A 21,971-nucleotide genomic window follows, 5' to 3' on the forward strand; every position below is an offset into this window, starting at 1 on the left:
TAAGCAAAACCTCCGGCCTTTCAAGTAAAAATTGAAAAACCGGAGGTTCTTTTGTTCTTATTGTTCTACACAATCAAACACTATCACTACTTTAAAGAGATCGCCGTCAAGTCTAATATCAAACTCTCCGCCCTGTGCTATTGTGAGGTTCTTTGCAATGGAAAGTCCAAGACCGCTTCCTTCGGTTGTTCTGGACTCATCTCCTCTTATAAATCTTTCGGTAAGTTCGTCCGCACCGATATCAAGCTCGGATTCCGAAATATTCTTGATAGAAAACTCAACCTTCTTATTCTTACTATCTTCTGTGATATAGACCATATCCATATATACTCTGGTTCCCGGAAGAGCATATTTACACACGTTATTCAAAAGATTTTCGATGACTCTCCATAGATGTCTTGCATCTGCGCTTATACACATGCTCTGAGCTTCATGTTTAAATATCGGAGTAAGAGTATGCGTCTCAAACTTCTCGTAAAATTCACCTATTGTCTGATTTATGAATTCGACGAAATCAATGGTTCCAAGCTGAATGCTTATATTTCCCGAGCTTATCTTGGAAGCTTCGACAAGGTCTTCTGTCAGCTGTTTAAGTTTCTGAGACTTTGTCTCAAGAACCTCGACATACTCTTTTACCTTTTTATTATCGATATTCTCGCGTTTGATAAGATCGACATAATTGATGATCGAAGTAAGCGGCGTCTTGATATCATGAGATACATTCGTGATAAGATCAGCCTTTAGCTTCTCATCCTTCATACTTGTATTTACCGCAATCTTAATTCCTTCACCGATTGAATTTACAGCTTCAGCAAGATTTACATTATCGGAATGAAGGTCCGTCACATCAACTTTGGCGCTGACATCACCTTTTTTAATATTCTCGATGACATGAATTATCCCCTGCCTGTCAGAATTCTGCCTGTATAAATAAAGACCTACAAGCACATCAAAAAAACCGGCAATAACAATTCCAAGAATTCCTATCCTAAAAAGCAGGAAATTCAGCGCAATAAACATTGCGTACGGAACCCAAGTCCTTATGATCACGCTTCCGTTGTTCGTGGTATTTAGGATCATCTCCCTAAAGATTTCCACGATTTTTTTCAAAAAGCTGTCTTCCCAGAGAACCTTTTCTTTTCCCTTTTGTACAAGTCCGTAGACCAGTGAAAGAAGACCTATATCAATAAAGATAGATGACACCATGCCGTAATACGGGAACAGCACATGTCTGAATATTTTATCGAAAGTCACATCCCACGCGGTCATAACCGCACCGACCAAAATAAACGGTATCGCCATTAAAAGTGCGCACACGAGCATAAGCAATTCCGTCGGAATTCTCTTTTTGCCATAGGAAAGTTCCTCTCTTACAGGAATCTTTACGATATACACCGTAAAGATGATCAGATAAGAAAGAATTGCAAGACCGCAGACAATGTAGATCTGGCTTCGATAAGGCATGTATTTTGAAAAGCTTGCCTTTCCCTTTGTAAAATCATCGGATGCCGGATATTCTTTTGTATCCACTCCAAGATATACCTTGATCTGGTCGGGATATGCATAGCCGTATGTGTTGATAACGGATCTTACCGTGTTCTCATTTATAAGAGTGTCGGTTTCATATTGGAATTCGTAAGGACAATAGTAAATATATCTTCCGTATCTCTTAAACTTTTCAAGGATATCAACACCTATTGTCTCGTTCTTGAGCTCTTCAACATTGGTATAGACTTCTGTTTTACCGTTGATCATTCTGGTAATGTAATATCTTAAATTGGAATTCTGGTAGCTGTAGTAATTGATAAGCTTTCCGTATTCCGCAAAATTAAGCGCAAGATTGTTCGCCGACTCTTCGACATACGAAGCCAAAAGATTGTAATCTTCCCATGTCGAAACGATATTCTCAATATTTTTTCCGTCGACAGTCTTGTATCTCTGCGTAAGTATATTGTATGTTCCGCCTTCAGGCGCAGAATTCCCCGATATGGTAAAAATAAAGCTGTTATCATCAAGCTGCGAACTAAGATATGAGTTCATACCGCCTGAAACCACGTTGTTCTTAAGGTGTGTATACGTTGTTACGGGATTTAAGAACTTACTGCTGTCTTCATCTGTGAATTTGAGAGTTTTATATTCAAATCCGCTCTTTCCCCAGGTTAAAAGATCTGCAAGATAGTAATTTGCGGTAATGTAATCTCCCGGCAAAACGCTTCCCTTACTGGCATATGCAGTGACATCGATAACCTTCTTGCCGTTATACTGTCCCTTAGTCTCAAGCTGGGTTCTTTCCGCAACAAGCCTGAATACATTCGACATATTGTTTCCAAGGATGTTGTTAAAAAGATATGACTCCTCATAGCTTCTGCTTTTATCGGACTCATATAGGTTGTAGGAAACATCTTTTCCCGCACTGTTAATAACAACGCTGGTTCCGACAACCGAGTAAATAATGATAAATACAACAAAAGCAGCCAGAATATGCTGTATTATGCGCATTGTCACGCTATATCTAAAGCCTTTTTTCCTCATACAACCTCATCCTCAACCTTGTATCCTACTCCCCATACAACCTTAAGGAATTTGGGATCTTTGGGATTTATCTCAATCTTTTCACGAATATGTCTGATATGTACCGCGATCGTATTGTCTACGCGAACCGCGGAATCATGCCATATCTGCTCATAGATCTGGTTAATTGAATAAACCTTTCCCTTATTTTTTACGAGAAAAGCAAGGATATTGTATTCAATAGGTGTAAGTCTGATGCTCTCACCGTAAACAAAACATTCCTTGGAATTATCGTCAATCACAAGTCCGCCAGCCGAATATACATTTTCCTTTTCCACCATGCGTCCGAGAGATACATATCTTCTGAGATTGGACTTAACTCTTGCAACGAGCTCAAGAGGATTGAAAGGCTTGGACACATAGTCATCGGCACCGATGTTAAGCCCGAGTATCTTATCGGAATCTTCGCTCTTTGCGGAAAGAAAGATAACGGGAACGGTGCTGAATTTCCTGAGCTCTTTTACAAAATGGATTCCGTCCATTCTAGGCATCATGATATCAACTATCGCAAGCTGAATCTCAGCTTTCTTCATAACTTCGATAGCTTCTATGCCGTCATATGCCTTGTATACCCTAAATCCCTCCTGTTCAAGATAAATCTCAATGGCATCAACTATTTCTTTATCATCATCACATACTAAAATGTTTTCCATATCAACCTCACAACAAATTATTCTGTTTCATCCTTAAGTGACAAAAATGCGCACAGATTGCCCCTGTTATCCTTGTGAACTCTGTGTGAGAACAAAAGATCCGGATTGCATCTGGTGCATATATCGGTAATAAGTATATTTTCAGCTTTAACACCGCTCTTTATAAGCGTATATCTGATGGCATTCCACAGATAAAGCCTGAATTTCCCGTTCGGATACGGAACGAGAATTTTTTCTCTCTCAAGTTCTTCCTCAGTATAATTCTCGGCAAACTCATCCGCAACATCGCCGCCGATCTCATAGCATTCGCCGCAGATAGAAGGTCCGACGGCGCAGATAAGGTTAGCGGGATTCGTTCCGTATTCCCTTATCATTGCTTCTATCGTTCTTGCGGAAATCTCGCCCTTTGTTCCCTTCCATCCGGAATGCGAAAGACCTATAGCCTTTTTGACGGGATCGATAAAGAATACCGGAGGGCAATCCGCATGGAACGTTGATAAAATAATCCCCGGAATGTTTGTGATAAGACCGTCTATGTCCGTATAATCGCGAAGTTTTGCGGGGCCTTTACCCCTGTCTTCTTCCGTAACTTTCATTACATTAACGGTATGCGTCTGGAAAGTGCACACAAAATCATCGAGCTTTTTCCCGTGCCCCAAGACTTCTGAAATTCTCCTGTAATTCTCATCTACAGCTTCTTTTTCATCTCCGCGTGTATAGCTTAGATTCATCTCGGAAAAACATCCCTTTGAAACTCCTCCGAGCCTTGTACTAAACAGATGATCTACAATTCCAAGTTCTTCTATTTTAGGAAAAACAAGATAATGAACACCTTTCTTTTCCCTAAGCTCCATAGTCTTCTCGCCGCCGCATCTCTTTATGTCAATATATCTAATCATTCAGTTCTCCGTTTTCTAATTTCATAATACATATTCAAAGGCATTTTTAAGCCAGTTTACATTAAGCGTTCCGTTTCCGTAATCATTAACCGCAATTACATCATACCTTATCGGCACATCAAAATCCGCCCCGTTCATGTTAATATAAACTCTCGAAACTTTGCATATGGTTCTCTGTTTAGTATAACCCACACAATCAAGCGGATTGCCGTAATCGTCTTTTTTCCTGTATTTCACTTCTACAAAGCATAGATATTCGCCGTCTCTTGCAATAATATCAATTTCGCCCTGCCTTGTCCTGAAGTTTCTCTTTATGACCTTTCCACCTTTGTTTTTAATATACCCGGCAGCAATATCCTCATAAAAAGTACCCAAATCTCTTTTATTCATAATAACTTATTTCTAACTTATTTCTATCTTCGAGACTTATCTTTTGCCTTAATTTTATCCATTGCATCTACAAAGACAAGAATCTCCGCCACAACTTCGTATAACTCGGGAGGAATCATCTCTCCGATTTCCAGCTTTGAAAGCGTATCTGCGAGCTTACTGTCCTCATGAACCGGGATTTTGTTCTCCTGAGCCTGCTCAATGATCTTCTCGGCAAGTGCGCCCTTTCCCGAAGCAAGTACTACGGGCGCCCCGTTTTCATTGGGATCGTATCCCAGAGCGACGGCGGTTTTTACTTTTTTGTTTTCATCTTTATCTGCCATAGTTACGCCCTCGCATCAAACGAAGCTGTGGAGATCACAGACATCTTATTAACATCAAACATCTCATTCACAGCCATGTCACCTTCATCCTTATCATCATGGAGCATCATCTTGACCTGCATGGTATATCCGCGTTTTTCAAGCCTTTCGTTGAGGATATGGATATTGTCATTTATAAGATCAAGAACGCTTTCATCCATGACATAGAAGTTTGTGGAAACCTTATTTTCCTTCATCTTAACAAACACGTCAACAGGCCCGAGATTATCCATATCAAGATGCAGAACCGCGCTGACCGAACCGTCCTCACTGACTCTTTTATTCTTATTCCTATAGACGTAAAGGTCGCCGTGCGCTTCCTGTCCGCTCATCTGAAGCGGAAGCTGAACATACTGAAAGATCTGATTAAGCTGATTCATAAAATCAAGGTTGTTCTGCATATTGGTCACAGTGCTTCCAAGCTTTGACTCAGCGCCCAGTGTGTTCGTGATCGTATCAGACATGCTCTTTAGCTGACTTCCAAGCTTTTGATAAAGCGAAGTCACATTGTCCTTTTTCTCAACATCAAACGGCTTAAGAAGCCAATCATCAGCTATGGCATTCTTCAATATCTTTCCGAATTCTTTATGTGAAAAGAGATCCTTAAAAAGAGCCTTAGTTTCATCAGACATGTTCTCTGTATCCGAAAGCATGGATGACAGTTCTTTTAACAACTCTTTTCCGTCAAACTTGACATCCGTATTTTCGTTAAGGGAAGCCGCCAAATATCTCTCTGTTATCTTTGGGGAAATATTTAAATTGTTAAGTTTTTGTACGAAATCTTCCCTCGAAATGTCCTCAAAAGGCATTTTTTCAGAATTTTTTGTAAACTCGTCAGCCCTTGCCACATCTAAAGAAATGACACCCCTATCATTTTTATCAACAAACTTATCTACATTATCCACAGATGAATTAGCGGTAACACTTGTCTGTTCTCCCGACATCTTTTCGCTGCTTTCAATGTTCGGTGAAACAATAACCGCACTTTCTTCTGCTTCGTTTTGTAAAGAAGATGATGATCCGGTTGAAGCAAATTCATCTATGATTCCTTTATAAAGATTAAGAGCCTGATCAATCTTTCCTTCCGATGCAAGCGCATTAAAAGCCTGCGGAAGTTCGTCTGCAAATTCCTGCATCTCATTTATTACCTGATGCTCATAATTCTTGTAGTTTTGGTACTGTGAAATGTTGTTTTCGGTAATTGGAATATCAAGACTCTTCATCTCAACAAGTGTTGAAATAGAAGCATTCTGAAAAGAAGAAACCACATTGTTCATATCACGGAGCGCATCCTTATTTATCGGAAGGCCTGATTTCATCATACTCTCGACCATAGCAACGCTGTCACGTGTAATCGCTATGCCCGCAGCATTTAATGCTTTCTCCGTGCTTAAAGAAACTGCCGTGTTTTCAAAAAGAGGGGTAAGAGAAACTCCGTTTTTAGACAAGGACTTAACAGCAAAATTCAATGTCTGCCCCTGCCTAAGCCCCATATCCTCAGAGAGTTTGGCGCGTATAACATTATCGCCCAGACTTATATCGGCGTATTTCTCGCCGTTTTCCTCAGCTACGGATACAACCGTTCCCTGAATACTGTCGCCTGCCTTAAGCTCGACCGGCTTTCCTTCGGCAGGCTGTAATTTAGTCTGAACGCCCTCGACGGTAATCGTAGTATTTTGTTGTGATACATTTAAAATACCGCTCATATAAAATTCCCTATAAAAGATCTGCGATGAATGGGACAAGGGCCGTATTTCTTTATGGCGTCGATATGCTCTTTACTTCCGTAGCCTTTATTCGAATCAAATCCATACTCGGGATATTCTTCCGCGTACTTTTTCATGACTCTGTCTCTCGTAACCTTGGCAATAATACTTGCCGCAGCTATCGACGCACTCTTTGCATCTCCCTTTATTATAGAAATCTGCTTGTACTCTTCAAGCTGGGGAATATGCACCGCATCGATCAAAAGAGCTCCGGGGTTAACGGAAAGCTCAGAGACCGCCATAGTCATCGCTTCAAAAGTTGCCTGCAAAATGTTTATCTCATCTATCCTTTTTTCGGATGCATGTCCTATGCCCACCGCTACAGCTTTTTCCATTATTTCAGAGTATAACTCTTCTCTCTTTTTTTCGGATAATTTCTTGGAATCGTTAATATATAAAATATCAACATCCTCGGGAAGAATTACAGCCGCAGCATATACGGGTCCCGCCAAAGGGCCCCTTCCTACTTCGTCAATTCCGCAAAGAAGACCGAACTGCCTGTTCTCATTTTCAAACTTTCTCATTTCCTTGAGTCTGGCAAGTTCTTTTTCTATAGAATCAATGCGCTTTTTTGCCGTATCAATAAGTTTGCGTACACCAGCTCTCTCATCGCTTTCACACGTCACAATAAAGCTCTTAAGCGCATCGACGGTAACAGATTCATTTAGAACGCTCTTGATGTCATTAAGAGATTGCATTACTTCACTCCCCCGATTTTATCAAAGGGGAATATCCTGCACACAACTCTTCCAAGGAACTTATCCTTGCTGATATTTCCGACATTTTCAAATCGGCTGTCCATACTTCTGTTTCGGTTATCTCCCATTACAAAGTATTCATCATCTCCAAGAACAACGTCGTTTATCGCCACTCCCGGATCCTCGATTACTTCATTTCCGTAGTTTTCCTCAAGCTTCTGACCGTTTACGAAGATATTTCCCTCTTCGTCAATCTTTATAGTCTCTCCGGGAAGTCCGATTATTCTCTTTACAAAGAATTCCTTCCCCTGGTTGCCATGCTCATAAGGAAAAACAATTATATCAAATCTCTTTGGTGCACTGAATCTGTAAGAAACCTTCTCAATGATAAGACTGTCAGCATCCTGCAGCGTAGGCTCCATTGAATGTCCGACTACACGCGTCCTCTGTGCAACAAAAGTTATAAACAAAAAAGTAAGTACAAATACAACTGCAAGATACAATGCTGTACTCAGTATTTCTTTTAATACATTTTTCATTTCCCCGGTCCCACTCCTTATATTAGTTTTTTACTGCGGTCTTTCAAGTGATATCCTGCCAAGCTTGCCGTTTCTGAAATCATCAAGAAGAAGCGCCGCAGCTCTGTCGATGTCAGGTTCAGCTCCCTGCTTAAAGCATTTTCTGTTCTCGGCTATGGCAGATAAAATTGCACTGTAATGAGTAGCATACTGCCTATTCTCAAGTTCTTCAACCTGTTCGTCAGTAATGCCGTACTTGTCGGGAATAGCATTCTTGTAATTAACTTCAAGAATCTTGATAAGCTCACATGCAAGCTCGCACACATCAAGATTCTCGTCATTCATGGATCCGATAAGTGCAAGGTGAAGACCAACAGTCTCATCCTCAAACTTAGGCCACAAAATTCCCGGTGTATCGAGAAGCTGCATATTCTTTCCAAGAGAGATCCACTGCTTTCCCTTAGTAACGCCGGGCTTATTACCTGTCTTGGCAGAAGCCCTTCCTGCAAGTTTATTTATAAAAGTCGACTTTCCGACATTGGGAATTCCGGCAACCATTGCTCTGATAGGTCTTCCGACAATTCCGCGCTTTTTATCTCTCTCTATCTTCTCGGCACAGGCTTTCTGAACCAGATCTTTTACCTTGGCTGCCTCATTTCCGGTCTTGGAATTCATCTCCATTACCAAGGTCTTACCATCACTAAAAGCTTCCTGCCACTTCTTCGTCACGGAAGGATCGGCAAGATCTGCTTTATTCAGTATAACAAGCCTGTACTTGTTTTTTCCAAGTTCATCTATATCGGGGTTTCTTCCTGCTGCAGGTATTCTGGCATCAGTCAGTTCTATGATAATATCAATAAGTTTGATGTTCTCCTGCATCATCCTTATTGCCTTTGTCATATGCCCCGGGTACCACTGATAATTCATATAACCACCATTTTCTTATATGTTTTCTGTCAATTGATAAATCCGCCGGATCTGCTACCGAATCTAAGCTTAAACCACGCTTTACCGACGATCATATTATCTTTTACAATTCCGATATTAGGACTTCTGGAATCCTCACTGCCGTTTCTGTTATCACCAAGAACAAAATATTCTCCGCTACCGAGCGTGATCTCATTATTGGCAATGCCTCCATTTTCCATTTTATCATAATTATCTTTCTGAATGTTTCCGTTCACATAAAGTTCTCCGTCAATTATCTGAACTCTGTCTCCGGAAGTAGCCACAACTCGCTTAACATAGTAATGAGAATTCACATTTCCGTTTGGTAAAAAAACTATTACATCATTCTTCTTTGGTCTAAAAACCTTATATGCGGTTCTGTTCACGAGTATTCCCTGTCCGTTTGCGATCGTATCTTCCATCGAATCTCCGACGTTTCCGATTCGTGTACCGTAAAAATGAACAATCACAAATGCAAGCATAATAGCAATACAGGTTATAATGATCCAGGAAAGGATCTCTTTTAGCAGCTTGGGTGTAATAACTCTTTTTTTCTGATAAAAAGAAAGTGTTCGCTTTCTTCGAAACTTAAACATATATGATCCCCTATTATAGAAAAAAGGCAATTACTACTAAAAGTAACTGCCTTTCCTAACCAATTATCTGGTAACAAGTTCCTTAACCTTAGCCTTCTTACCTGTAAGACCCTTAAGGTAGTTAAGCTTAGCTCTTCTAACCTTACCTCTTCTAACAACCTCTACCTTCTCAACGATAGGTGAGTGAAGGGGCCATGTCTTCTCAACGCCAACACCATAAGATTCTTTTCTTACTGTAAATGTTGTACGGTTGCTTCCACCCTGGATCTTCTTAACAGTTCCTTCGAAAACCTGAACTCTTTCACGGTTTCCTTCCTTGATCTTAGCGTGTACTCTTACAGTATCACCAGTGTTGAACTGAGGCGCATTAGCGTTCAGCTGCTCTTTCTCGAGCTCTTCGATAATTGTACTCATATCTTTTCTCCTATTAAATGGACGTTCTTAATACAAAAACTTAGTAACAGAGGACCGTCTGATTTTTACAACGCAAAATATAATAACACGAAATCATAGTAAAAGTCAACCCAAAACATCCTTAGGGCCGAATCTTTCGGGCAACATCTGAGGCAAAGTATAAACTTTGTACTCATCTTCCGACTTTGCGATTATTATTATAAAATCATCATCGCAAAATTCGCTCATAACCTGTCTGCAAACGCCGCAAGGGAAACAATACTCAAGTTCCTCTGCATCTGAGGCGCCTCCGATAATAGCTATAGCTGTAAATTCCCTGACATTTTCGCTGATAGCCTTGAAAAAAGCTGTTCTCTCAGCACATATTGTAGGCGTATACGAGGCGTTCTCTATATTGCACCCCGTATATACCTGTCCGTTCTTTGCAAGAAGAGCCGCTCCGACATTAAACTTTGAATAAGGAGTATATGAAATCTTCCTCATTCCGGCAGCTTTGGAAATAAGCTCTTTTATAATCTTCTCATCCATAACAACGCTTCCTTTTATCTGGATCCCTTATCGTAAGGAATACCCTCAGCCTTAGGCGCACGTGAATTTGCAGATGTAAATGCAAGCACGATAAGTGAGATGATATATGGCATCATGTTGTATACAGAACCCGGAATATTCAGTGCCGCAAGGAAATCAAAGCCTGAATATACATTTGAAAGAGCTCTGAAGAATCCGAACAACAACGCTGCAAGTCCGATATTTACAGGTTTCCACTGACCAAAGATCATAACCGCAAGTGCAAGGAAACCAAATCCCGCAACACCGTTCTCAAACTTCCACTCACTAACACCCGCAGTGATGTAAACAATTCCGCCTACACCCGCAAGCATTCCTGAAATAAGAACACCTGCCCAGCGCATTGTATAAACATTGATACCTACGCTGTCTGCAGCCTGAGGATGCTCACCGCAGGCCATAAGTCTCAAGCCGAATCTGGTCTTGTAGAGAATTACATATGCACAAACAAGTGCTATAAAAGCAACAAGCATGAACCAGTTAAACTGGAACTTACCGATGTTTACAACAAGTGCTTTCTTTGCTTCAACATACTGTACTGTTGAAGATACGTTATTGGGGTCTTCAATAATATTGATAGACTTTGCAATAACAGTTGCAGCTGCAGCAGCAAGCAAGTTAAGCGCTGTTCCTACAAGTGTCTGATCAGCCTTAAAGTTGATGCAGGCAAAAGCAAGAAGCATTGAATAAACAGCACCGCACAATACAGATATAACAAGTACCGCAAGTACAATAAGGATCTTAGGAAGTGAAGGATCGATATACTTAAGAGTAAGCGCTCCTCCGAGAGCTCCCATAACCATTATTCCTTCAAGTCCGAGGTTGATAACACCTGAATGCTCAGAGAAGCATCCGCCAAGAGCAACGAGTATCAAAACCGAGGCAAACAAAAGTGTATATTGAAGAAGTAATACCATTATTTGTTACCTCCTTCTGCATTATTCTTTTTATTTCTGATCCTGCTGTTTAAGAAGAACTTAAAGAAAAGTACAAAACCGCAGAGATAGATGATGATCGCTGATATAAAGTCAGAGATCTGTGAAGGATATGCGTTCTTATCAAGATATGATCCTCCACTTGTAATGTGCTGTATAAAGTATGAAGCAAATATTGTTCCGATAGGATCAAGTCCTCCAAGGAACGTAGCTGCGATACCGTTAAAGCCCATTCCCGGAACAGATGACTGTGTCACAGACCACTGCTCGTATCCTGTAAGGAAAAGGAAAGCTGCTCCGATTCCAGCAAGCGCACCGCCGATAAAGAGTGTCAAAATAACATTTCTCTTCTCTTTCATACCGCTGTACTTTGCTGCATCCTTTGCAATTCCGGTAGCCTTGATCTCATAACCGAAAACAGTCATTGAAAGAACAACCTTAAGAAGGATTGCAATGATAACGGCAAGAGGAATTGCTATAGTAACGTATTTATTGTTTGAAAAGAGCTTCTCAAGTCCAAGTGAAGGCAAAACAGCTGAAGCGTTTGTCTTCTCAATCGAAACCGTATATGGGCTGGCTGTCTCTTTTACACAATTAAGCATCATATTAACCGTATAAAGTCCGATCCAGTTAAGCATGATACCTGAAATTACTTCATTAACATTAAGATATGCCTTGAGCACACCTACGAAAACTCCGTAAACTCCGCCTGCAATAAGAGCTGCAAAAAGGCACACATGCCAGGGAAGTCCGAGCTTAAGTGCACAATAAAGTGATGCTCCCGCTCCGACTACATACTGTCCGGCTGCTCCGATATTGAAAAGGCCTGCCTGATAACAGAACTGAATTGAAAGTGCACACATAAGAAGCGGAGCCGCCTTTACAAGTGTATTTCCGCAATACTTAAGCGCAGCTGCCTTTGTAGGATAAGTAAAATAGTTCTTTATAATAGTTATAATGGCATCTGTAGCACCCTGTGCATTTATAAAAAGAAGTGCTATATAGCCGATAAAAAGACCTACAATAATACAAAGAAGTGATGCAATTATTGACTGAACAGCGGGCTTAGACAAAAAGCTCTCTTTTTCAGCCGTTTTCTTAATCTCTGCTGACATTATGCACCTACCTCCTTTCTCTTAGCTCCTGCCATGTAAAGTCCGAGTTCTTCGGGAGTTGTCTTCTTGGGATCAAACTCTCCGACTATCTCTCCTTCATACATAACAAGTATTCTGTCTGAAATGCTCATAACTTCTTCAAGTTCAAGTGAAACAAGAAGAACCGCATGACCTTCATCTCTGCGTGCAATAAGCTGTCTGTGAATATATTCGATAGCACCTACATCAAGTCCTCTTGTAGGCTGAACGGCAATAAGAAGGTTGGGATCTTTGTCGATCTCTCTTGCAATAATAGCCTTCTGCTGGTTACCGCCGGACATACTTCTTGCTATCGTCTCAGCGCCCTGGCTTGAACGGATATCATACTGCTCGATAAGCTTATCGGCGTATTTATTGATCTCGTTCTTTTTGAGGAATCCGCTCTTTGAACTAAACTCAGGCTCAAAGTATCTCTGAAGCACAAGGTTATATGCAAGCGAATAATCAAGAACAAGGCCGTGTTTGTGTCTGTCCTCGGGAATATGGCTCATTCCGCTTGTGGAACGCTCTCTGATAGAAGCATGAGTAATATCTTTTCCTGAAAGTTCGATCTTACCGGAAGTAATGTTCTCAAGTCCCGAAAGTCCGTAAACAAGCTCTGTCTGACCGTTTCCGTCGATACCTGCGATACATACGATTTCGCCTTCTCTGACATCAAAAGAAACGTTCTTAACGGCATTGTTGTGATGGAGCTTTGAAGGAACCGTCATATTCTCAACATGAAGAATAACTTCGCCCGGAGTCTTGTCTTCCTTTGTTGCGACAAGCTGTACATCACGGCCGATCATCATTCTTGAAAGTTCTTCCTGATTGGTCTCCGAAATATTTACGGTACCGATATACTTACCTCTTCTCAAAACGCTGCATCTGTCCGCAACAGACATGATCTCAGCAAGCTTATGGGAAATAAAGAGAATTGACTTGCCTTCTTTTGCAAGATTCTTCATAATCTGCATAAGCTCATCTATTTCTGCGGGAGTAAGAACCGCTGTAGGCTCATCAAAGATAAGGATCTCATTATCTCTGTAAAGCATCTTAAGAATCTCGGTTCTCTGCTGCATACCGACAGTAATATCCTCGATCTTGGCATCGGGATCGACTTTAAGTCCGTATTTCTCAGAAAGCTCCAATATCTTCTTTCTTGCTACGTCCTTCTGCAAAAAGCCGTTCTTAACCGTCTCTACACCGAGAATAATATTATCAAGAACCGAAAAGCACTGCACAAGCTTAAAGTGCTGATGAACCATTCCGATACCTAGGTCGTTGGCATCATTGGGATTGTTTATCTGCACTTCCTTTCCATCCTTTTTTATCACGCCTTCTTCAGCCTGATACAAACCAAAAAGCACACTCATAAGTGTGGATTTACCGGCTCCGTTTTCACCCAAAAGAGCATGTATCTCGCCTTTTTTCAGCTGAATAGTAACGTTGTCATTAGCGATAATACCCGGGAAACGTTTTGTTATGCCAAGCATCTCAATAGCATATTCGCTGTTTTCTGCCACTTTTGTCTCCTCCATTAAATTTTGAATCTTCTTAAAATAAAACCATAAATTGGTAAAAAGGACCGGAAGACTATGAATCTGCCGGTCCCTGTCAGCCTATAAGCTGTAATAAGTAAAATTACTTGATGTTACCCTGATAGTTGATCTTAATGTTCTCAGCAGAAGGCTTCTCAGCATTTGTATCGTTGGAAACTTTAATTGCTCCGTTTGCCATGTCAGCAACAAGCTTGAGATAATCCTCTTTCTTGAATGTGTCGTTCCATACAGTTGTTTCCTCAGGAAGTCCTACATAGTTAAGAGAAGTATCATCACCGGATACAAGACCGAGATTTGAGATCTTTCCGGCATATTCATCCCACTTACCATCAACGATTGCTGAAAGAAGTGTGTTAACTGTTGCCTTAAGTCCCTTCATAGCTGAAGTAACAGTCATGCCCTTGCCGAACTTTCCGTCGATTGTTGCAGCCTGGTCAACGTCAACACCGATAACCTTGCCGTTAGCCTTTGCAGCTGCCTCACCTGCAGAGTTGAAGATACCACCACCGCAAGCAAATACGACTTCTGTTCCGCCCTGGTACCATGTATCCATAGCAGCTGTGATATCAGCATCACCATAGAACTGGTTACCGTAAGCATAGTTAAGAGTTACATCTGCGCCGATTTCCTTAGCAGCTGCGTCAGCACCCTGAACAAATCCGTAACCGTAACGGATAACTGCGGGAACTGCCATTCCACCGAGGAATCCAAGCTTTGTGAATCCCATCTTTACTGCAGCGTATCCTGCCATGTATCCGGGAAGCTCTTCCTGGTATACTGCAGAGAATACATTGGGATATGTCTCGCTGTTGAAGTCTGAACCGTCACCCTCAAGGTCGAACTCAGAAACGTCAAGAGCTACAAATTTAACATCGGGATACATTTCAGCTGTCTCTACAATAGCTTCAGCGAAAGCATATCCGGGCATAACGATTACATTATAACCATCGGCTACTGCCTTATCGATCTGAGCTACTCTCTCAGCTGTTGAATCGCCTTCAGGCTTGTAATATGTGAATCCAAGTTTGTTCTCGTCACAAAATGCCTGACAAGCTTCATATGTTGACTGATTGAATGACTGGTCTGTGATGTCGCCGTAATCTGTTACCATAGCAACTTTGATGTCGCTGGCAGGTTCACTTGCATCAGCTGCATCTGCGCCGTCTGCCTTAGCTTCAGTTGCTGAAGTCTCGGTTGTTGCGCTTGCATCGGGTGCCTTAGAACCACATCCTGCAAGAGAAAATACCATTGTTGCAGCCATAACTACTGCAAAAATTCTTTTTTTCATAATTATCCTCCATTGTTTATAATGAAAAAAAATTTATATAAAACCTTATTTGGTTTTATCCATAGCAATCAGGCTCTTAATAGCCTCTATCGTTGTCTTATAGACAATTTCCATATCATGAGCCTGTGGATTGGAAAGACCTTTTTTTGCTCTTTCCTGATTCGCTACAACCAGAAGAACAGCTCCTGTTCTGGCTCTTAAATAACTACCCACAATAAACAATGTTGAAGATTCCATCTCAGAACAAAGTGCACCGCACTTGATCCAAGCATCCCATTTATACATGAGTTCCGGTCCTACGGGCTTTGTCTCGGGTTCATGCTGTCCAAAGAAAGAATCCTTGCACTGGGCAACACCGACATGATACTTCGCTCCTGCTTTTTTAGCTCCGTCAACAAGCGCAGAAACAACATCAAAATCAGCCACGGCAGGATATTCTATAGGAGCATATTCCTTAGATGTTCCTTCCGCTCTGATGGCTCCGTTTGCAATAACAATGTCACCACCTATTACATCTTCCTGCATTCCGCCGGAAGTGCCCATTCTTATAAAGGTATCAGCTCCACAATTAGCAAGCTCTTCAATAGCAATAGCCGTTGAAGCGCCTCCGATACCATGAGACATAACCGTAACCTTCTCACCGCACAATGTGCCTGTATATGTATTATATTCTCTGTTATATGCTATAAATTTAGGATTGTCAAAAAGTTTAGAAATAGATTCACATCTTCCGGGGTCGCCGGTAAGGATCACATACCTGCCGACATCGCCTTTCTTGACGTGCGTATGATACTGATAACCTGCACCTTCAGTATAATCAACCATAAAAAAATCCTCACACAATATATAGTGCCAGATAAAAAATTAAATCACAAAATAATTATAGAGCATTATTTGTAAAAAGTCATCAACTATAAATTAGTTAAAATAATCCTTCCATTACGTGAATTACGATCTTGTTATTCTTGGTGTCAATCTCTTTAACACAGTCCTTGATTGCGGGAATATAGACCTTTTCCTCGCCGTTCTCTGGTGTCATTTCATACACATCATTTGCACCTGTCTGAATAACATCAGAAAGAACTCCAAGTTTTTTCCCATCCTCATCAACTATATCAAGTCCGACAAGATCTGCGACATAATATTCTCCGGGAGCAAGCTTTATCGCATCCTTTCTTGAGATCGTAAGCTCACATCCACGAAACTTCTCAACATCATTTATATTGTCAAACTGTTTGAACTTAACAATAACGAATTTCTTAAAAAATCTGGCGCTCTGAACATCGAGTTCAAGCTGCTCGCCTCTATTTGTATGAAGTGTCACTTTCTTAAGTTTTTTAAATCTATTTGGATCTTCGGTCGTGGGAAAAACATTTACCTCACCGCCTAAACCGTGTGTTGAAGCTATTACTCCTACCTGGAATCTGTCTGTCATAAATTATCTCCATCATTCTCAGAATCTTTGACCACTTCAGCATTTGTCTGAGCTTCTGCGCTCTTTCTGCGTCTTTTCTTTTTCTTTTCAACGGGTGGATTCTCGGAAAGCCACTTCTCATAGAGATCGGGACGTCTTTCCTTTGTCCTTAATATAGACTGCTCAAGTCTCCACTCATCCACTTTCTTATGATCTCCCGAAAGAAGGATCGGCGGAACTTTTTTGCCCATCCACTCCTCAGGTCTTGAATACTGAGGATATTCCAAAAGATTGTTGTTAAAGCTGTCTGTCATAGCAGACTCATCATTATTAAGGACTCCCGGAACAAATCGTGATATTGCATCTATCATTACCATTGCCGGAAGTTCTCCGCCTGTAAGAACGTAATCCCCGATAGAGATATAATCCGTCACTATCTCTTCAAGGACTCTCTCATCGACTCCCTCGTAATGTCCGCACAAAAATACGAGATTTTCTTCCTGCGCAAGCTCTGTCACAATGTTCTGATTAAAAACCTTGCCCTGCGGAGTGACATAGATGACTCTCGGAGCCTTACCGTTTTCTTTTTCAATCTTGTTTTTGATATCTATATAGCAATCATATATCGGCTGTGCCTGCATAAGCATACCGGCGCCGCCTCCGTATGTATAATCGTCAACTTTATGGTGTTTGGTATCATTTGAATAATCCCTGATATTAACAGCATTTAAGCTTATAAGCCCTTTTCCCATGGCTCTTCCGATAATACTGGAAGAAAGGCAATCTGTTACCATCTCAGGAAATAACGTCATTATATGAAAATTCATACTCGTCCCAATAATTAGAAAATAGAATAATTGTTTTGATTAAAAAAGAGCCGAATAAGATTTTCCTATTCGGCTCAATATTTCCGGCAGCCTTAGACGATCTCAACGTCAACCTTAAGGTTTTCTCTGGTTGAAGCCGCCTTAACTACAGAACGTATAGCTTTGGCTATACGACCCTGTTTGCCAATTACCTTGCCCATGTCTGAAGGTGCAACATGAAGCTCGATCATAATATTGCGCCCGTCTTTTTTCTCGGAGACTACAACTTCACTCGGATTGTCAACAAGCGCTTTTGCGATTACTTCGACTAACTCTTTCATTGTTTATCCTCCGGCATAAGTAATTACATGTACAAAAGTGTGATTACTTGCTAATTCCTGCCTGTCTAAACAACTTAGCAACTGACTCTGTAGGCTGTGCACCGTTAGCGATCCACTTCTTTGCAAGCTCCTCGTTAACCTTTACTGTGCTGGGATCTGTATTGGGATCATAAGTTCCGATCTCCTCGATGAACTTACCCTGTACAGGGAACTTTGAATCAGAAACGATAATTCTGTAGAAAGGAACCTTCTTCTTACCAATTCTCTTTAATCTGATCTTTACTGCCATTTTAAACTTCCTCCGTAAAATAATGAAATTTATTGTTTTTTATATGTATAAAGCAGCACCGGCTGCATGACATATCAAAAGAATCTGTTCTTACCGAATCCGCCGAGACCACCGAATTTGCCAAAGCCGCCTCTCTTGCCTCCCATGAGACCGGGCATCTGCTTCATCATCTTCTGCATCTGCTCAAACTGCTTGATAAACCTGTTTACATCGGCAATATCATTTCCCGAGCCCTTAGCGATTCTGAATTTTCTCTGGGGATTCATAAGCTTGGGATTTCTTCTCTCCTCAGGTGTCATGGAAAGAACGATTGCTTCCATCTTTGCAAGTTTCTTCTCATCGGGAAGCTGATCATCGCTTATCTTGCCCATACCTGGTAGCATTCCCATTATTGAAGAAAGACCGCCCATATTGCGCATCTGCTTCATGCTCTCGAGATACATCTCGAAATCAATCTTGCCTTTCTTCATCTTGGATGCCATCTCTTTGTCTTTTTCGATATCACGTTCAGCGTTTGCCTCAACCGCCTTATCGATAAGACTGAGCACATCACCCATGCCGAGGATTCGACTCGCCATTCTGTCAGGATAGAACTGCTCAAGATCTGAAAGCTTCTCGCCCATACCCACGTACAAAATAGGCTTTCCGGTAACAGCCTTTGTTGAAAGAGCCGCACCACCTCGTGAATCACCGTCCATCTTTGATAAGATGATACCGTCGATTCCGACTTTCTCATTAAACTCTGATGCAACATTGACGGCATCCTGACCTGTCATGGCATCAACTACAAGAAGTGACTGATGAACTTCGATTGCTTCCTTGATGTCGCAAAGCTCCTTCATCATTCCTTCATCTATCTGCAAACGACCGGCTGTATCGACGATGACAACGTTATTGCCATTCTTCTTAGCCTGATCGACAGATGCTTTCGCAATCTCCACAGGACTTACATCAGTACCCATGGAAAAGAAATCTACCTGCTGTTTCTCAGCATTTATCTTGAGCTGATCTATAGCCGCAGGTCTGTATATATCACATGCTGCAAGAAGCGGCTTTCTGCCTTTCATCTTGAGCTTTCCTGCAATCTTGGCTGCAGTTGTTGTCTTACCTGCACCCTGAAGACCGCACATCATGATGACTGTAATCTTATCAATCGGAAGGAGTTTGAGCTCTGTTGTCTCAGATCCCATAAGTGCGGTCATCTCTTCGTTAACTATCTTGATAACCATCTGTCCGGGATTGAGGCCGTTCAAAACATCCTCGCCCACAGCTCTTTCCTGTACGGAAGCAACAAACTGCTTAACTACCTTAAAGTTTACATCCGCCTCAAGGAGAGCCATCTTTACTTCTTTAAGGGCAGCCTTAACGTCTTCTTCGGAAAGACGTCCCTTACCTCTTAAATTCTTAAATACGTTTTGTAATTTATCTGTAAGACTTTCAAAAGCCATTAATTACGTAAGCTCCTCTATAATTTTGCCCGATAAGATTCTGAGATTCTTCTTAAGTTCATCGCTTGATATCTCATCGGCTTTATCCGAAAGTTCCTTGAGAAATTCAGCATCCTGCTTGATTGCTTCAAACCTCTTTATCATGTGAAGCCTGTTCTCATATCCCTGCAATGTCTTGGTGCATCTCTTTATGAGATCGTGCACTCCCTGCTTACTGATACCGTGTTCATCGGCAATCTCTGTAAGAGACATATCTTCGTAAACCGCGGCCTCGTATATACTTTTCTGATGATCGGTAAGAAGCTCGCCGTAAAAATCATACAACAAGCCCTGCTCTACGATTTTTTCCATAGAATTCCTCTTCTCTACCAGTTGCACAAATGTTATATTATATCAAACAAAAATAGGTGTCAAGTATTTTTTCTTGACACCTATATCTTCACCTCAGAAGGCAGGATTCCCAATTGATTCTTAAATGCACGGCTAAAAGAGGAATAATCCTTAAATCCGCACTCGAGACATGCCGTCGTTGACGGAACTCCCGACATTATAAGATTCCTTGCAAGAAGAATTCTTTTTTCGGAAATATAACGGTGAACCGAATATCCGGTCTCACTCTTAAATATCCTCATCATATGGTATTTACTTAGATAAAACTTATCAGCGATTGAATCTATCGACAGATCTTTTTGCAGGTTCTCATTAATATACTCGATTATCTCAATAACCTTTCTGTTGAACCTTGCTTCGGGCCTGAAGCCAAAATCCTCGGAGATGCACGCCTTATTAAACTCTATAAGTGTTGTGATCACATCAATCTTTGCCGTAAGTTCACCCGCATATTCGGTATCTTTTATCTTGATATCTTCTTCTGCCTTAAGAAGCATATCGTAGATGTGGGCACTTGTTCCCGAATTAAAACGGACAACATAGCTCTCAAGCTCTTTTGCTTTCATAAAAGCATCAAGAAGCCCCAGCTTTTCAAGAAACTCAGGTTTAAGATACAAAATGATCCTGTCGTAATCGTCCTTGCTCTCAACAACCGGCTTATGAATATCAAACCGGTTTACAAGCACAAAATCGAAGGGCAAGAGCTCATACTCTCGTCCTTCGATCAAATACCTGACATTACCTTTCAGGATCAGGATTATCTTGTAGAAATCATGATAGTGAAAGTCAATATCTGAAGTTACCTTATCGGAAATATGAAAATACTTAAAATCGCTGTCCAAGTATCCTCTCTGCTCATATTCCGTTATATTATCTGTCTTTTTCATCATCAATACTCGGTAATACAAATGTTAAGGTCAACGTTTTTCTCAATTCCGGGGACTTTGCCCGACGCTGTATACTGCCAGATGTTAAAGTGATACGGATAATAAAGAGATGAGTTGTATTGTGCAAACCATATATCTCTGTTATCAACGTTCTCCGCGTTCATAAGAACAGTGAACGACAAAAGATTGCCGTATACCATGGACTTATATCCCGCTTCTTCAACTCTGTTGCAAAAAACATTTGCAACCTCTTCATATTCTTTTGCCGAAAGATTAAGTGTTCTGGCATTGTCTGAATCAGCCGATTCAATATCTATAACAACCGGATATGTTATCTTATAGGGCTCGATCATCTCGATAACATGATTGGCCTCTTCAAGCGCTTCTTCCTTGTTGATTGCCTGGGAATAAACATACACTCCGACATCAATTCCGTTCTCCGTCGCACCCTTGATATTATCCTCAAAAGTCTCATCATCAATGATAAGTCCTTCGGTTATTCCTCTGTAGCATGCCCTTATAATGGCAAACTCAATCCCTGCGTTTTTAACCTTGGCCCAGTCAATCTTACCCTGAAACCTCGATACGTCAATTCCGTGCTTGTATTTAAAATCTTTCTTCTCGCCTTTGTACTGAAGAAAGCCCTTGTCATCAAACTCAAAATCATCGGGTTTAAAATCATGGTGCGCGATCTTGTCACTTATGGGAAAGAAATAATATCTGTTGTTTCTTGCAACAACAAGCTCATCAGGGAAAAGAGACTTGAAAATAGAATTCGGTCCTTCTCCTTCTTCGAGTCTTTTCTTGATATCTTCTTTGAGAGCCCTGTCCGCATTTTCCGCAGCCTCGATCCTGGCTTCTTCGATACGACTACCCATCTCACCTTCAGTGAAAAAGTGCTCCTTGTCCATAGTATCAAGCTCGCTTTTCACAGCATCAGTCTCTCTCTGAAGAGATGCGTTCTTTATAAGAAGAACGATGCTGAAAGAAAGCGTCATGATAGCGACAAGGCTCATAAAAATAATAGACAACGTATTACGGGCGCCGCTTGCTCCCTTTTTTTCTCTTGAATCCGGAAGGTTATTACTCATAATCT

25 protein-coding genes are annotated in these 21,971 nt (G+C 41.1%); all 25 read right to left on the reverse strand.

The window, feature by feature from the left end; genetic code table 11:
• Positions 1–57 precede the first annotated feature (57 nt).
• The 25 genes from BM398_RS01470 to BM398_RS01590 all read right to left on the reverse strand — a co-directional run bounded on the left by BM398_RS01470 (position 58) and on the right by BM398_RS01590 (position 21,966).
• Complete coding sequence (locus BM398_RS01470; RefSeq protein WP_092336111.1) at positions 58–2,532, reverse strand: sensor histidine kinase; 2,475 nt, start codon at positions 2,530–2,532, stop codon at positions 58–60.
• A complete protein-coding gene (locus BM398_RS01475) occupies positions 2,529–3,224 on the reverse strand; it encodes a response regulator transcription factor (protein ID WP_092336112.1) in 696 nt (231 codons plus the stop codon). Before BM398_RS01475 ends, BM398_RS01470 begins: the two co-directional genes overlap by 4 nt.
• 17 nt (positions 3,225–3,241) lie before the next feature.
• Positions 3,242–4,123, reverse strand: coding sequence for a peptidoglycan editing factor PgeF (pgeF, locus tag BM398_RS01480; RefSeq protein ID WP_092336113.1), 882 nt, complete (start codon positions 4,121–4,123; stop codon positions 3,242–3,244).
• A 21-nt stretch (positions 4,124–4,144) separates the two neighbouring features.
• On the reverse strand, positions 4,145–4,513 hold the full coding sequence (locus tag BM398_RS01485) for a YraN family protein (protein WP_092336114.1): 369 nt from the start codon (positions 4,511–4,513) through the stop codon (positions 4,145–4,147).
• A gap of 23 nt (positions 4,514–4,536) precedes the next feature.
• Complete coding sequence (locus tag BM398_RS01490) at positions 4,537–4,836, reverse strand: EscU/YscU/HrcU family type III secretion system export apparatus switch protein (protein ID WP_092336115.1); 300 nt, start codon at positions 4,834–4,836, stop codon at positions 4,537–4,539.
• A 2-nt stretch (positions 4,837–4,838) separates the two neighbouring features.
• On the reverse strand, positions 4,839–6,581 hold the full coding sequence (gene fliK / locus BM398_RS01495; protein ID WP_092336116.1) for a flagellar hook-length control protein FliK: 1,743 nt from the start codon (positions 6,579–6,581) through the stop codon (positions 4,839–4,841).
• Positions 6,578–7,339: a ribonuclease HII gene (locus tag BM398_RS01500; protein ID WP_092336117.1), complete on the reverse strand. Its 762-nt coding sequence runs from the start codon at positions 7,337–7,339 to the stop codon at positions 6,578–6,580. The genes fliK and BM398_RS01500 overlap by 4 nt, the downstream gene beginning before the upstream one ends.
• Positions 7,339–7,878 carry a signal peptidase I gene (gene lepB, locus BM398_RS01505; RefSeq protein WP_092336118.1) on the reverse strand — a complete coding sequence of 180 codons (540 nt, stop codon included), beginning with the start codon at positions 7,876–7,878 and terminating at the stop codon, positions 7,339–7,341. Before lepB (BM398_RS01505) ends, BM398_RS01500 begins: the two co-directional genes overlap by 1 nt.
• A gap of 30 nt (positions 7,879–7,908) precedes the next feature.
• Entirely contained in the window at positions 7,909–8,784 is an 876-nt protein-coding gene (ylqF, locus tag BM398_RS01510; RefSeq protein WP_026654953.1) for a ribosome biogenesis GTPase YlqF, read from the reverse strand.
• Positions 8,785–8,813: 29 nt separating this feature from the next.
• Positions 8,814–9,401, reverse strand: coding sequence for a signal peptidase I (lepB, locus tag BM398_RS01515; protein ID WP_026654954.1), 588 nt, complete (start codon positions 9,399–9,401; stop codon positions 8,814–8,816).
• A gap of 63 nt (positions 9,402–9,464) precedes the next feature.
• Positions 9,465–9,815 carry a 50S ribosomal protein L19 gene (gene rplS, locus BM398_RS01520; protein ID WP_026487880.1) on the reverse strand — a complete coding sequence of 117 codons (351 nt, stop codon included), beginning with the start codon at positions 9,813–9,815 and terminating at the stop codon, positions 9,465–9,467.
• 105 nt (positions 9,816–9,920) lie between these two features.
• On the reverse strand, positions 9,921–10,343 hold the full coding sequence (gene cdd, locus BM398_RS01525; protein ID WP_092336119.1) for a cytidine deaminase: 423 nt from the start codon (positions 10,341–10,343) through the stop codon (positions 9,921–9,923).
• A gap of 14 nt (positions 10,344–10,357) precedes the next feature.
• A complete protein-coding gene (locus BM398_RS01530; protein ID WP_092336120.1) occupies positions 10,358–11,299 on the reverse strand; it encodes an ABC transporter permease in 942 nt (313 codons plus the stop codon).
• Positions 11,299–12,432 carry an ABC transporter permease gene (locus BM398_RS01535; protein WP_092336121.1) on the reverse strand — a complete coding sequence of 378 codons (1,134 nt, stop codon included), beginning with the start codon at positions 12,430–12,432 and terminating at the stop codon, positions 11,299–11,301. The genes BM398_RS01530 and BM398_RS01535 overlap by 1 nt, the downstream gene beginning before the upstream one ends.
• Positions 12,432–13,946, reverse strand: coding sequence for an ABC transporter ATP-binding protein (locus tag BM398_RS01540; protein ID WP_092336253.1), 1,515 nt, complete (start codon positions 13,944–13,946; stop codon positions 12,432–12,434). Before BM398_RS01540 ends, BM398_RS01535 begins: the two co-directional genes overlap by 1 nt.
• A gap of 148 nt (positions 13,947–14,094) precedes the next feature.
• A complete protein-coding gene (locus BM398_RS01545; RefSeq protein ID WP_092336122.1) occupies positions 14,095–15,300 on the reverse strand; it encodes a BMP family ABC transporter substrate-binding protein in 1,206 nt (401 codons plus the stop codon).
• A 45-nt stretch (positions 15,301–15,345) separates the two neighbouring features.
• Positions 15,346–16,125, reverse strand: a complete 780-nt coding sequence (gene udp, locus BM398_RS01550) for a uridine phosphorylase (RefSeq protein ID WP_026654961.1) — start codon at positions 16,123–16,125, stop codon at positions 15,346–15,348.
• 97 nt (positions 16,126–16,222) lie between these two features.
• The gene (gene rimM, locus BM398_RS01555; protein WP_092336123.1) at positions 16,223–16,735 is read right to left on the reverse strand and encodes a ribosome maturation factor RimM; all 513 of its coding nucleotides are present in this window, start codon (positions 16,733–16,735) and stop codon (positions 16,223–16,225) included.
• Positions 16,732–17,541, reverse strand: coding sequence for a tRNA (guanosine(37)-N1)-methyltransferase TrmD (gene trmD, locus BM398_RS01560; RefSeq protein ID WP_092336124.1), 810 nt, complete (start codon positions 17,539–17,541; stop codon positions 16,732–16,734). The genes rimM and trmD overlap by 4 nt, the downstream gene beginning before the upstream one ends.
• Before the next feature lie 92 nt (positions 17,542–17,633).
• Positions 17,634–17,861, reverse strand: coding sequence for a KH domain-containing protein (locus tag BM398_RS01565; RefSeq protein WP_026512873.1), 228 nt, complete (start codon positions 17,859–17,861; stop codon positions 17,634–17,636).
• Between the two features lie 43 nt (positions 17,862–17,904).
• Positions 17,905–18,150 carry a 30S ribosomal protein S16 gene (gene rpsP, locus BM398_RS01570; RefSeq protein WP_026512872.1) on the reverse strand — a complete coding sequence of 82 codons (246 nt, stop codon included), beginning with the start codon at positions 18,148–18,150 and terminating at the stop codon, positions 17,905–17,907.
• A gap of 74 nt (positions 18,151–18,224) precedes the next feature.
• On the reverse strand, positions 18,225–19,598 hold the full coding sequence (gene ffh / locus BM398_RS01575) for a signal recognition particle protein (protein ID WP_092336125.1): 1,374 nt from the start codon (positions 19,596–19,598) through the stop codon (positions 18,225–18,227).
• A 3-nt stretch (positions 19,599–19,601) separates the two neighbouring features.
• Complete coding sequence (gene ylxM / locus BM398_RS01580) at positions 19,602–19,949, reverse strand: YlxM family DNA-binding protein (protein ID WP_026666713.1); 348 nt, start codon at positions 19,947–19,949, stop codon at positions 19,602–19,604.
• 80 nt (positions 19,950–20,029) lie between these two features.
• Entirely contained in the window at positions 20,030–20,875 is an 846-nt protein-coding gene (locus BM398_RS01585; protein WP_034461983.1) for an AraC family transcriptional regulator, read from the reverse strand.
• 2 nt (positions 20,876–20,877) lie between these two features.
• Positions 20,878–21,966, reverse strand: coding sequence for a glycoside hydrolase family 25 protein (locus BM398_RS01590; RefSeq protein WP_092336126.1), 1,089 nt, complete (start codon positions 21,964–21,966; stop codon positions 20,878–20,880).
• Between the last annotated feature and the right edge of the window lie 5 nt (positions 21,967–21,971).

Source organism: Butyrivibrio sp. M55 (assembly GCF_900116865.1).
Taxonomy (GTDB): Bacteria; Bacillota; Clostridia; order Lachnospirales; family Lachnospiraceae; genus Butyrivibrio.